The organism is Arthrobacter sp. K410C (genome assembly GCF_059090105.1).
The window spans coordinates 79,647-91,075 of sequence record NZ_JBNHFJ010000001.1 but is presented as its reverse complement, the minus strand read 5'-3'; the positions used below and the strand labels follow the sequence as shown (position 1 = coordinate 91,075).

12 protein-coding genes and 1 tRNA gene are annotated in these 11,429 nt (G+C 66.9%); 7 read left to right on the top strand and 6 right to left on the bottom strand.

The annotated features are described in order from the left end of the window. Nucleotides 1–22: 22 nt before the first annotated feature. Together AC5RU7_RS00475 and AC5RU7_RS00470 are read left to right on the top strand one after the other, a co-directional pair. A complete protein-coding gene (locus AC5RU7_RS00475) occupies nt 23–232 on the top strand; it encodes a hypothetical protein (protein WP_494050655.1) in 210 nt (69 codons plus the stop codon). Between the two features lie 113 nt (nt 233–345). Further along, the gene (locus AC5RU7_RS00470) at nt 346–1,143 is read left to right on the top strand and encodes an HNH endonuclease family protein (RefSeq protein WP_494050654.1); all 798 of its coding nucleotides are present in this window, start codon (nt 346–348) and stop codon (nt 1,141–1,143) included. A gap of 29 nt (nt 1,144–1,172) precedes the next feature. Here the strand turns inward: AC5RU7_RS00470 and def are convergent, their stop codons facing one another. The 3 genes from def to orn form a co-directional block, all read right to left on the bottom strand. Further along, nucleotides 1,173–1,745, bottom strand: a complete 573-nt coding sequence (def, locus tag AC5RU7_RS00465) for a peptide deformylase (protein WP_494050653.1) — start codon at nt 1,743–1,745, stop codon at nt 1,173–1,175. Nucleotides 1,746–1,867: 122 nt separating this feature from the next. Beyond that, nucleotides 1,868–1,940 (bottom strand) — tRNA-His (locus AC5RU7_RS00460). 129 nt (nt 1,941–2,069) lie between these two features. Beyond that, nucleotides 2,070–2,699 carry an oligoribonuclease gene (orn, locus tag AC5RU7_RS00455; RefSeq protein WP_494050652.1) on the bottom strand — a complete coding sequence of 210 codons (630 nt, stop codon included), beginning with the start codon at nt 2,697–2,699 and terminating at the stop codon, nt 2,070–2,072. Between the two features lie 158 nt (nt 2,700–2,857). Between orn and mptB the strand changes: the two genes are divergently transcribed. Beyond that, nucleotides 2,858–4,414, top strand: a complete 1,557-nt coding sequence (mptB, locus tag AC5RU7_RS00450) for a polyprenol phosphomannose-dependent alpha 1,6 mannosyltransferase MptB (RefSeq protein ID WP_494050651.1) — start codon at nt 2,858–2,860, stop codon at nt 4,412–4,414. Here the strand turns inward: mptB and AC5RU7_RS00445 are convergent. Then, nucleotides 4,407–5,120 (bottom strand): DNA alkylation repair protein, encoded by a 714-nt coding sequence (locus AC5RU7_RS00445; protein WP_494050650.1) that lies wholly within the window; start codon nt 5,118–5,120, stop codon nt 4,407–4,409. The two genes, mptB and AC5RU7_RS00445, sit on opposite strands and share 8 nt — an antisense overlap. An 80-nt stretch (nt 5,121–5,200) precedes the next feature. Here AC5RU7_RS00445 and AC5RU7_RS00440 point away from each other — a divergent pair, with 80 nt between their 5' ends. Beyond that, complete coding sequence (locus tag AC5RU7_RS00440) at nt 5,201–6,103, top strand: aldose 1-epimerase family protein (RefSeq protein WP_494050649.1); 903 nt, start codon at nt 5,201–5,203, stop codon at nt 6,101–6,103. Between the two features lie 27 nt (nt 6,104–6,130). Here the strand turns inward: AC5RU7_RS00440 and AC5RU7_RS00435 are convergent, their stop codons facing one another. Continuing rightward, nucleotides 6,131–6,913 carry an alpha/beta hydrolase gene (locus tag AC5RU7_RS00435; RefSeq protein ID WP_494050648.1) on the bottom strand — a complete coding sequence of 261 codons (783 nt, stop codon included), beginning with the start codon at nt 6,911–6,913 and terminating at the stop codon, nt 6,131–6,133. Continuing rightward, nucleotides 6,910–7,983, bottom strand: a complete 1,074-nt coding sequence (locus tag AC5RU7_RS00430) for a LacI family DNA-binding transcriptional regulator (protein ID WP_494050647.1) — start codon at nt 7,981–7,983, stop codon at nt 6,910–6,912. The genes AC5RU7_RS00435 and AC5RU7_RS00430 overlap by 4 nt, the downstream gene beginning before the upstream one ends. 169 nt (nt 7,984–8,152) lie before the next feature. Here AC5RU7_RS00430 and AC5RU7_RS00425 point away from each other — a divergent pair, with 169 nt between their 5' ends. Genes AC5RU7_RS00425 through AC5RU7_RS00415 form a run of 3 tightly spaced genes read left to right on the top strand, consistent with a single transcriptional unit; the run spans nt 8,153 to nt 11,372 of the window. Beyond that, nucleotides 8,153–9,322: a Gfo/Idh/MocA family protein gene (locus AC5RU7_RS00425; RefSeq protein ID WP_494050646.1), complete on the top strand. Its 1,170-nt coding sequence runs from the start codon at nt 8,153–8,155 to the stop codon at nt 9,320–9,322. Further along, nucleotides 9,322–10,536, top strand: coding sequence for a dihydrodipicolinate synthase family protein (locus AC5RU7_RS00420; protein WP_494050645.1), 1,215 nt, complete (start codon nt 9,322–9,324; stop codon nt 10,534–10,536). The genes AC5RU7_RS00425 and AC5RU7_RS00420 overlap by 1 nt, the downstream gene beginning before the upstream one ends. Then, nucleotides 10,533–11,372 (top strand): sugar phosphate isomerase/epimerase family protein, encoded by an 840-nt coding sequence (locus AC5RU7_RS00415; RefSeq protein ID WP_494050644.1) that lies wholly within the window; start codon nt 10,533–10,535, stop codon nt 11,370–11,372. Before AC5RU7_RS00420 ends, AC5RU7_RS00415 begins: the two co-directional genes overlap by 4 nt. Nucleotides 11,373–11,429: the final 57 nt, after the last annotated feature.

The window sequence follows — 11,429 nt, the reverse complement described above, 5'->3', positions numbered from 1 at the left end:
GAATCAGGACCACACTAATGGCATGGAAAAAGATTCGACACTCCAGCACGACACCACCCTGGAACACGCCCTTGATGTCGCCAAGGCCAACCACAAGGAAGCCCTCCGTCTCCTTGAGGGGGCACGCGCGGCATACAAGACAGGCGACGTCGGCGAGGACAGGGTACGCCAACTCGAGGGCCTCCTGGCCATTGCCGAAGAGGACCTCCGGCGGGTGATGCGGGAGCAGTAACCGCCCCCGAATGATCCGTCACCCGCCCTCCACACTGTGGAAACCGGCGAGGGGGAGCAGACGTTGTCCTAGGTTGGTGGGATGGATGACGTCAGCCCCCGGCAGGGAAAGCCGTGACCTTGAGCTGGTCCGCCTACCGGCGGGCACGCCGCCGCTCCCGGCAGGCCTGGGCCATATTGGCCGTGGCCGCTGTTTCCGTTGTTGCGGCCCTTGCCTGGTTCTTTGCCGCGGGCCAGTTCGCCCTCGCGGAACCGCCGCTGGCAGGCCCTTCCGAAGCGCCCGTCTTCGATCCCGCCTGGATGAAGCCGGTGGTACCCGTCAACCCGGTCCCCGGCGGACGCGCCCTTGATGCCCTGGAGGTGCTGCCCGTCAAGGGCCGGGCAGCCAAGGAGGGCTACAACCGGGAAGCCTTCGGCCAGGCCTGGGCTGATGTCGACCGGAACGGATGCGATACCCGCAACGACATCCTCCGCCGCGACCTGGCGGACGTTGTCTTCGCCGAAGGCTCAAGTTGCCGGGTGTCGGCTGGCCGCTTCCACGAACCCTACACCGCGCAGCACGTCGATTTCCGCCGCGGCCAGGACAGCAGCCGGGCAGTGCAGATCGACCACGTCGTGGCCCTCGCGGACGCCTGGCAAAAGGGCGCCCAGCGGTTGACTCCGGGCCAGCGCCAAAGCCTTGCCAATGATCCCTTGAACCTCATCGCCGCGGACGGGCCGGCCAACCAGCAGAAAAGCGCGGGCGACGCCGCCACCTGGCTTCCCGCAAACAAGTCCATCAGGTGCCATTACGCAGCACGCCAGATTTCCGTCAAGGCCGCCTACAGCCTCTGGGTGACCGACGCGGAGAAGGACGCGATGAAGCGCGTCCTCGGCTCCTGCCCGGACCAGCAGACGGTGCGGGCGCGCTGACACGCGACACATCCGGTACCCGCGGCCGGCTAGTGTCCGAACGGGTCCGGATCCACCCCCGGCATCCAGGTCAGGCCTGGCGCACCCCAGCCGTTCTTCTTGGCCTGTTTCATCGCCTTGCGGGAGTAGCGGTCCATAAGCCGGTTGACGTAGAGCTTTCCGTCCAGGTGGTCGTATTCGTGCTGGATGACCCTGGCGAACCAGCCGGTGGCCTCGAACTTGACTGGCTGCCCGAATTCGTCAAAACCCTCCACCCGGGCCCATTCGGCACGCTTGAGGGGATACACCTCCCCGGGGAAGGACAGGCAGCCCTCTTCTTCCTCGTCCGGGTCCGGAGCGGCACCGGAGATTTTGGACAGCGTCAGGACGGGGTTGACCAGCACGCCGGTGGGTGGAGCACCGTCGTCGTTTGCGAACTTGTAGACAAAGATCCGCTTGCCGACGCCGATCTGGGGGGCCGCGAGGCCCACGCCGTTGGCGGCATCGTTTGTTTCGAACATGTCGGCAATCAAGGCGCGCAGGACGTCGTCGAACACCTCAACCTCGGAGGCCCGGCGGTGCAGCACGGGTTCTCCCCAGATGGTGATTGGCAAAACGGTCATGTCAGTGGTCCTTCGGCTTGCGGCCCTGGCCGAGGACCGGGGCGATGCTGCAACAACAAAGGAGGCCGTACCGGATATCCGGTACGGCCTCCTTCTTGGACGGCCACCTGCCGTCCCGTGAGGGTGAGCGACGGGGGTTGAACCCGCGACCTCCTGGACCACAACCAGGCGCTCTGCCAACTGAGCTACGCCCACCATGTTTCCCGCAGAATGACCGGTTTCCCGGTCCCCTGGAAAGGCAACTCAAATAGCTTACCTGCTCTTCCGGGGTGCTTTGTCCACTTTTGGCCTTTTCGGGAAAAATTCCTGGAAACGTGGCGCAGATTACGCTTCCGGCAGCCCGGCCGTTTCCCCCGCCGTGATGCGGCGGGCAATCTGCTGTGCCGTTGCGCTGTCCGGTCCGGGGGCGGGGACGAACACCGCCTCGCGGTAGTAGCGGAGCTCATCGATGGAATCCTTGATGTCCCCCAGTGCCCGGTGGCCGCCCTTTTTCGCGGGGGACTGGAAGTAGGCACGCGCGTACCAGCGGCGGGACAGTTCCTTGATGGTGCTGACGTCTATGACCCGGTAGTGCAGGTGTTCCACCACAGCGGGCATGTCCCGGGAGAGGAACACCCGGTCAGTACCCACCGAGTTCCCGCCCAGCGGAGCCTTCCGCGGGTCCGGCACCCATTCCGCGATGTACTCCATGACTGCGGCCTCTGCCTCGGCCATGGACTTGCCGGACGGAAGCTCCTTAAGGAGGCCGGACTTGGTGTGCATATCCCGGACGAAATCGTTCATCTGGGCAACAGCGGCATCATCGGGCTTAATGACCACGTCCACGCCGTCGCCAAGGATGTTCAGTTCGGAGTCGGTGACCAGGGCCGCCACCTCGATCAGGGCATCGTTCTTGATGTCCAGTCCGGTCATTTCACAGTCGATCCAGACGATTCGTTCGTTAGAGATAGGCACCGGACCAGCCTACCGTTACACCTCCCGCCAGCCGGCCGGTGCTAGGATTTCGGGTACGCGGCGGGTCGCCCTGCTGTCGGACGAAAAGCGCCCCCGGACGGCTGTGCCGCCTGCCGGACACGAGCCGCGCAAATGCAAAAAGATTGGACGATCCTGACATGACGGCGCCTTTGCCCGCGGCGGGGGAGCTGGCGGCCGACGCCACTGCCGAAGCGGGCACTGCCGGCATGGACAATCCCCGCTCCCCGCTCCTTGCCGGCTTCATTGGCTCCATGTTCCTGCTGGTCGGCTCGCTTGGCGTGGGCTGGCTGGCCCCCGTCTCGGAACTGCGCCGGATGCCGCTGTTCATCTGGATGCGTGCCGAGGCAGCGGGAGTGGCCCTGTCCATCGTGCTGCTGGCCGTGGGTGCCATGCTGCTGGTGCGGGCCTGGCTGCGGCTTGGGCAGATAGTCCACGTCTGGGGAGCCGAGGCGCGCAGCGCCACCCTGAAGGCGGTGGTGGCCTGGGGGCTGCCCATGATGTTCTGCGTGCCGCTGTTCAGCCGTGACGTCTATGCGTACATCGGCCAGGGCCGGCTCATGGTGGAAGGCTTCAACCCGTACGAGAACGGTATCTCCGCCCTGTCCAACTACTTCCAGCTGGGCGCGGACAAGATGTGGACGGAAGCTCCCGTTCCCTATGGCCAGCTGTTCCTATGGATTGAGCAACTGGTGGTGTGGTCCACGAACGTCCAGCCGGAAGCCAGCGTGATGCTCTTCCGGCTGGTGGCGCTGGCCGGTGTAATCCTCTGCGTCATCTACGTGCCCAAACTTGCCGAACTGCACGGGATCAACCCGCACCGTGCCCTGTGGCTCACTGCCGCAAACCCGCTCTTCCTGACCAACTTCATCGCAAGCGTCCACAATGATGCGCTGATGATTGGCCTGGCGCTGGCCGGCCTCTACTACTCAGCCACCCGGCGGGTGCTCCGGGGCGTCGTGCTGGTGACCCTGTCCATCGCGGTCAAGCCCATCACCATCGTGTTCCTCCCGTTCATCGGTCTGCTCTGGGCCGGCCGGGAGGCGGGCTGGGCGCGGAAGTTTGTGTTCTGGGCCCTGACCGGCGGGCTGAGCCTGGCCCTGCTGACCCTGATGGCCTTGGTCAACGGCTTCGGTTTCGGCTGGATCAACGGACTCTCTGCCCCCGGCAGTATCTCCATCTGGTACGCGCCTGTCGGGCTCATTGGCATGGTGGTGGCGTCCCTGGCCAACTCCTTCGGCCTCGACGGGTCCGTGCCGGCAGGCTGGGTGTTCAACGCCGGAAAACTGCTGGCTGTGGCGATCGTCGGCTGGCAAATTTTCCGGGGCGACTATGACCGCCTGATGCGGCGGCTGACACTGGCGCTCGCGGCCGTGGTCCTGCTGGCCCCCATCATCCAGGCCTGGTACGTGGTGTGGCTCATCCCGCTGTTTGCCGTCACCGGCATCCGGAACGACTGGCAGGTCAAGGCACTCTACTTTGTGGTGTCCTTCTTCATGATCTACGCCATCTCCGACCAGCTGGAGGTCTTCCCCTACCTGCAGACCGAGGACCTGGGCTTCGCGCTCGCCCTGGCACGGGTTGCCGCGGCCGTCACCGGGCTGCTGTTCGGGCTCTACCTGATCTTCTGGGATCCGCAAACCAGGCGGCTTTTCCGCAAAGCCGGCGGGCCCGTCTTCGAGCGGCCCGTTATCTAGCGGAGCTGTCCTGACCGATCCGCCGCAGAGCCTCCCTGAGTGACAGGGGACTCATCCGGGAGGAATGCTCCGCAACGAAGGCCGCTACCCATTCCGGCGCCGTCTTCGCATACTCCCGCAGCGCCCAGCCGATCGCCTTGCGGATGAAGAATTCGGGGTCCGAAAGGTTCGGTTCAATGACCTGCGTGAGCAAAGCAGTGTCGGTGGCTTCCTTTGCCTTGAGCTGGGCGGTAATGGAAGCCCGCCTGATCCAAAAATCGGCGTCCCTGCTCCAGCTTTGGAGCACGGCTGTCATCTCCGGCCGGTGCGCCTGCAGCAGGCCGCAGAGCCGGCCGGACACCCCGTCCGCAAAATCCCACCACGCCCCGCTGCGGATGATTTCCTCGTACACCGGCAGCATCTGCAGGTCTCCGGCAACCAACCGGCCGGCGGTAAGGTCAATGGCTGCGTACCGTTCCTCACGGACGCCCGCGGTGCGCCACAGCTCCAGTACGGTGCCACGGAGCTGCTTCGCGGAGGCGAAGGGAGCGGCGGCAACAGCTGACGCCACCACCCGCCGGACTTCCGGCACCTGCACGCCCAGCGAGGGCTGGCTGGACTTCATGTACGCCTGCATGCCGGCTCCCCGGACAGGATCTGCCCGCTCCCGAAGGGCGTCCCGGATCAGGCGGAGGACAGCTCCGTTGATCCGTTCCGCGACGCCCATGCGGCCACTCTAGCCTGCAGGTCGCCGGGCCGGTGTGCTGTAGGCTGGTGAGCGCTAACAAACCACTTCCGGAGCTCACTATGGCCGCCACTGAATTCACCATCTCCTCGGGCCCCTACACAGCCCTGATCACCGCACGCGGCGGAGCCCTCCGCAGCCTCCGGCACGGCGGGCGGGACCTTGTGGTGGGCTTTGGCGCCGACGGCCCCATTCCGGACTACCGCGGCGTCATCTGCGCGCCCTGGCCCAACCGCCTCGCAGACGGCAGATACACCTACGCCGGGCAGGACTATATGGCGCCAGTCAATGAGCCGGTAAGGGGGTCGGCGCTCCATGGCCTCGCCACGGCCCGGGTGTGGGAAGTCCTGGAGGCCACCGGACGTGCAGTGACCCTGGGTTTCCGTGTGGAACCTGGGCCGGCATTTCCTTCGCAACTGGACTTGACGGCTGTGTATGCCCTCTCGGCGGACGGGCTGCGCTGCAGCGTAGAGGCCGTCAACACGGGCAAGGTCGCCGCACCCTACGGTGTGTGCCCCCACCCCTACCTGGTGGCCGGGCCTTCACCCCTGGACGACTGGTCAATCGAAATTCCCGCGGCGGAGTTCCTTGAGGTGACACCGGACCGGTTGCTGCCCGTGGGGATGCGGAGTGTTGACCAGCATGAGTTCGACTTCCGGACGCTGCGCCGCGTGGGGCCGCTGAAAATAGACCACGCCTTCACCGGCATCGCCCGGGACAACGATGGGCTGGCGCGCGTGCGGGTGACGGACCTGGGAGGAACGGGAGTTGAACTGGCCTGGGGCCCCGAGTGGCCGTGGGTCCAGGTCCATACGGCGGATAAGCCCACAGGTCCGGACCGGCTGGGCCTCGCCGTGGAGCCGATGACCTGCCCGCCGGACGCCTTCAACTCAGGCCGGGACGTGGTGCACCTGGTGCCGGGCGGTTCCCACTCGGCATCGTGGACTATCCGTGCCACGGGTTGACCGCAGCTGCCCGGCGGGCGTAACCCGCTAGTCGTTCCCGACGGTGGCTGCTGCCAGTGGCGCCGCTCCGGCCGGCGCTGCCCAGCCTGCCCGTGCCAGCCAGTCCGCGCAGAGGGAGGGCCACTGGGCCGTCCCCGGTTCTCCGCCCGCCAGGCCCAGGCCATGGCGGCCCTGCGGGAAGACATGCAGTTCCGCCGGGACGCCGGCTGCCATCAGCGCGCCCGCATAGCGGAGGCTGTGGCTGACCGGCACCGCCGAGTCATCGGCCGTGTGCCATAGGAACGCCGGCGGCGTCACGCTGCTGACCTGCACGTCCGGGGACAGGGCCGCGAGGACGTCCGACGGCGGTGCACCGCCAAGGAGGTTGTCCACCGAGCCCTGGTGCACTTCGTGCGTCAGGGACACGACGGGGTAGCAGAGCACGCTCAGTTCCGGGACGGCGGCGGGGACGTCCAGCCGGGGGCTGCCGGTGGCAGTGGCCGTGGACAGGGTGGCGGCCAGGTGCCCGCCGGCAGAAAACCCGAGCACGCCCACCCGCTCCGGATCCACAGGCAGGCCGTGAGCGCCGCTGCGGATGTACAGCATGGCCTCCTTGGCGTCTTCAAGGGGTGCCGGGTGCCGGTCCGGGGCCACCCGGTACCGCAGCACGAAGGCGTGGATGTCCAGCGAAGCCAGCCACTCCGCCACAGGCTCCGCCTCATGGTCCGCCTGCCTGGCGTATCCGCCGCCCGGAAGTACCAGGAATGCCGGCCGGGCGCCGCCCCCGCTTCCTGCGGCAGGTACTTCCGTCAGATCGATCGCCATGCTCATGCCACCTCGGTGCTGCGGCGCAGCGTGACCTCGCCGGTGATGGGCTGCGGCAGCTCGTCGTCATCGCCTGCCAGGGGCGCCGTCGCCTGGGTGGCGAGCCGGCCGATCTCCTCCAGCGGCAGGCGCACGGTGGAGAGGGCCGGACGGAAATCCCGAAGGGTCTCGATATCGTCAAAGCCGGCGATGGTTGCGTCGCGGGGGATCCGCAGTCCCTCCGCACGCAGCGCCGCCGCCGCCCCAATGGCCATCACGTCGTTCACGGCGAAGATGCACATCTTCGGGCCGGCCGGTTCCCCCGTTCCGGTGCTGCCGCCCTTGATCCGCGCTGCCAGCTTCAGGCCCGCCTCGTAGCCGCCGGCCCGGTTGAATGAACTGCGCAGGATTTCCGCCGGTGCCTGTCCTGCCTTGGCCAGTCCCTCCTGGAAGCCGTGGATCCGGTCGTCAGAGGTCAACAGCCCCTCCGGTCCGCCGATGATGACGAAGTCCCCGCCCCAGTGGGCGGCGAGTTCGGCGGCCAGCGCGCCGGCGAGTTCCTGGTTTGGTACCGCCACCACGTGGTAGCCCTCCTGTGCCGACGCACCCACCACCGGATGCCCGACGACGGCCACGCGCCCGCCGTTGCGGCAGTACCTGTCCAGCTCCGCCGCCAGCTCCGCGTTGTCCTCCTGGTCCTCGGTCCGTGACGACCGTGAGCCGGCGATCACGATGGAGTCGGCGCGGCGGGCGGCAAAGGCCGCCACGGCTTCCTTCTCCTCGGCGGGTGCACCGCCGGTGGTGGCCAGCAGGACCATTTTGCGCTGCTCCCGGGCCGCCTCCTGGACCCCGCGGGCGATGGCGGCGAAGTAGGGGTCGGCAATGTCGTGGACGATCAGGCCGATGAGGCCGGAGCTGGACTTTGCCAGGCCCTGGGCCTGGGCGTTGGGGATGTAGCCGAGCGAATCGGCCGCCTGGCGGACGCGGTCCGCGATGTCCTTGCCGGGCTTGCGTGCCGAGCCGTTGAGGACGCGCGATGCGGTGGCGGGGGATACCCCGGCCAGCCGGGCCACCTCGGTGAGGGTACTTGCAGCCACAGCATCTCCTGGGTGTCGTGGACCAATAAAGCGGTTACCACATTATGGCGCAGAAAGTTCCAAGCGGAAAGCGCTTGCCAATGCGCGCATTGGCGTGCATCATTGAGGAAGTGGGAATGCGCTTTCCCAACAGGACTTGAGTAAAACGCTCACTCACCGTGGAGGACACATGGGCTTCGAAACGAAAACGATCCGCATCGCCATGAACGGCATCACTGGCCGGATGGGCTACCGCCAGCACCTGCTGCGGTCCATCCTTCCCATCCGTGACGCCGGCGGCTTCACACTGGAGGACGGTACCCGGGTCCAGGTGGAGCCCATCCTGGTGGGACGCAACGAGGCCAAGATCCGCGAGCTTGCCGAGAAGCACAAGGTTGCCGAGTGGAGCACCGACCTCGACGCCGTCATCAACGACCCCACCGTGGATGTTGTCTTCGACGCGTCCATGACCAGCCTCCGCGCCGCCACCCTGAAGAAGGCAATGCAGGCGGGCAAGCACATCTTCACCGAAAAGCCCACCGCGGAAACCCTCGAGGAAGCCATTGAACTGGCCCGCATCGGCAAGGAAGCAGGCGTCACGGCCGGCGTCGTCCACGACAAGCTGTACCTGCCCGGCCTCGTCAAGCTCCGCCGCCTCGTGGACGAAGGCTTCTTCGGCCGCATCCTCTCCATCCGCGGCGAATTCGGCTACTGGGTCTTTGAAGGAGACATCCAGGCCGCCCAGCGCCCGTCCTGGAACTACCGCAAGGAAGACGGCGGCGGAATGACCACGGACATGTTCTGCCACTGGAACTACGTCCTGGAAGGCATCATCGGCAAGGTCAAGAGCGTCAACGCCAAGACCGCCACCCACATCCCTGCCCGCTGGGACGAGGCCGGCAAGGAATACAAGGCCACCGCGGACGACGCCTCCTACGGCATCTTCGAGCTGGAAACCCCGGGCGGCGACGAGGTCATCGGCCAGATCAACTCCTCCTGGGCCGTCCGGGTCTACCGTGACGAACTGGTGGAGTTCCAGGTGGACGGCACGCACGGTTCAGCCGTCGCCGGCCTGAACAAGTGCGTCGCCCAGCAGCGCGCCCACACCCCCAAGCCCGTCTGGAACCCGGACCTGCCCGTCACCGAATCCTTCCGTGACCAGTGGCAGGAAGTCCCGGCCAACGCCGAACTGGACAACGGCTTCAAGCTGCAGTGGGAAGAATTCCTCCGCGACGTCGTCGCCGGCCGCGAACACCGCTTCGGCCTGCTCTCCGCCGCCCGCGGCGTCCAGCTCGCCGAGCTCGGCCTGCAGTCCAATGAGGAACGCCGCACCCTCGACATCCCGGAGATCACCCTCTAATGACCTCGCTCATCCTTCCCTCCTCCGACGGCGGCACCCGCGAGTACCGCCTCCAGGCTGCCACCACGTGGGCCCGCCCCACCGCTCCGCTGACGGCCCGGCGTGCTTACGCCGCAGCGCACGTCATTCCCGAAGTCCTTGCCGACAACACCCCCGGGGCTCCGGCCCGGCTCGACTGGGATGCCACCATGGCCTACCGGCACGAGCTGTGGTCCTACGGCCTCGGCGTTGCCGATGCCATGGACACCGCCCAGCGCGGCATGGGCCTGGACTGGGCAGCCACCCAGCAGCTCATCAAGTGCACCGGCGTGGAAGCCGCCTCAGTGGTCTCGGCAGGCAACGCAGCAACCGCCGGCAAGTCCGTGCGCGATCTCGTGGCGTGCGGCGCCGGCACCGACCAGCTGGACATTGACTCCCTGCCGGCCGGGGACGCGGGCATCAAGGCTGTCCTCGCTGCCTACCGCGAGCAGATCGCGGTGATCACCGAAGCCGGACCCAAGGTCATCCTCATGGCATCGCGGGCGCTGGCCAAGGTGGCCGCCGGCCCCGAGGACTACGTGAACGTGTACTCCGCCCTGCTGCAGGAAGTGGACCAGCCCGTCATCCTGCACTGGCTGGGAACCATGTTCGACCCCGCGCTCGCCGGCTACTGGGGCTCCAACGATGTGCCTGCCGCAACCGAAACGTTCCTGAACCTCATCAAGGACAACGCGGACAAGGTCGACGGCGTGAAGGTCTCGCTGCTGGACGCCAGCCACGAGGTGGCCCTGCGCGCGGCCCTGCCCGAAGGTGTCCGCCTCTACACCGGTGACGACTTCAACTACCCGGAGCTCATCGACGGCGACGGCAGCCACCACTCGGACGCGCTGCTGGGCATCTTCGCGGCCATCTATCCGGCCGCCTCGGTGGCCCTGCAGAACTACGACGCCGGAAACGCTGCCAGGGCGCGCGAAATCCTGGACTCCACCCGCGAGCTGGGCAAGCACATCTTCAGCGCCCCGACGTTCTACTACAAGACCGGCATCGCGTTCATGTCGTGGCTCAACGGCAAGCAACCCGGCTTCCAGATGGTGGGCGGCCTGCACTCCGGACGGTCCGTCTGCCACCTGGCCAAGACCTTTGAACTGGCAGACCAGGCGGGCCTGCTGAAAGACCCCGCCCTGGCCGCCTTCCGGATGTCTGATTACCTGCGCATCAACGGGGTGGGAGTATGAGTGATTTCTCGCGCCTGTCCATCAACAGCGCCACCACCAAGAAGTGGACCCTCGCCCAGGTCGTTGAGGGCTGCGTCAACGCCGGCATTCCCGCCATCGGCCCCTGGCGGGACCGCGTGGAGGAGGCCGGCCTTGACAAGGCCGCACGCCTGATCAAGGACGCGGGCCTGCGGGTTTCCTCCCTGTGCCGGGGCGGCTTCCTCACCGCTGCCGATGCCGAAGGCCAGGCTGCCGCCCTCGCGGACAACCGGGCCGCCATCCTGGAAGCCGTTGCCCTGGACACCAGGGAGCTGTTCCTCGTGGTGGGCGGGCTGGCACCGGAGGAGAAGGACGTGGTGGCCGCGCGCCAGCGCGTGGCAGACCGCCTTGCCGACCTCGTCCCGTTCGCTGAGGAGAACGGTGTCCGCCTGGTGCTGGAGCCGCTGCACCCGATGTACGCCGCGGACCGTGCGCTGATCTCCACCCTGGGCCAGGCCCTGGACCTCGCCGCCCCGTTCGACCCCTCCACGGTGGGCGTCGCCGTCGACACCTTCCATGTCTGGTGGGATCCGGAACTGAAGGCGCAGATCGAACGCGCCGGCCGCGAGAACCGGATCGCCTCCTACCAGGTGTGCGATTTCAACATGCCCATCGCCGCCGATCCGCTGCTCTCCCGCGGATACATGGGCGACGGCGTGGTGGACTTCGCCGCCATCGGCACCTGGGTGCGCGATGCCGGCTACACCGGAGACATCGAAGTGGAAATTTTTAACCAGGAAATCTGGGACACGGACGGCAACATCGTCCTGTCCACGGTGAAGGAGCGCTACGCGGAGCTTGTCCTCCCGTACGCCTGACACAGTCCGGATGCCTGGATAGACCGCGGGCTCCTGCTACGTCACGGCAGGAGCCTG

Coding starts and splice junctions, on each gene's coding strand:
- AC5RU7_RS00475 (WP_494050655.1), top strand. CDS start 23: ATGGAAAAAGATTCGACACTCCAGCACGACACCACCCTGGAACACGCC.
- def (WP_494050653.1), bottom strand. CDS start 1,745: ATGACCGTTTTGCCAATCACCATCTGGGGAGAACCCGTGCTGCACCGC.
- mptB (WP_494050651.1), top strand. CDS start 2,858: ATGACGGCGCCTTTGCCCGCGGCGGGGGAGCTGGCGGCCGACGCCACT.
- AC5RU7_RS00445 (WP_494050650.1), bottom strand. CDS start 5,120: ATGGGCGTCGCGGAACGGATCAACGGAGCTGTCCTCCGCCTGATCCGG.
- AC5RU7_RS00440 (WP_494050649.1), top strand. CDS start 5,201: ATGGCCGCCACTGAATTCACCATCTCCTCGGGCCCCTACACAGCCCTG.
- AC5RU7_RS00435 (WP_494050648.1), bottom strand. CDS start 6,913: ATGAGCATGGCGATCGATCTGACGGAAGTACCTGCCGCAGGAAGCGGG.
- AC5RU7_RS00425 (WP_494050646.1), top strand. CDS start 8,153: ATGGGCTTCGAAACGAAAACGATCCGCATCGCCATGAACGGCATCACT.
- AC5RU7_RS00420 (WP_494050645.1), top strand. CDS start 9,322: ATGACCTCGCTCATCCTTCCCTCCTCCGACGGCGGCACCCGCGAGTAC.
- AC5RU7_RS00415 (WP_494050644.1), top strand. CDS start 10,533: ATGAGTGATTTCTCGCGCCTGTCCATCAACAGCGCCACCACCAAGAAG.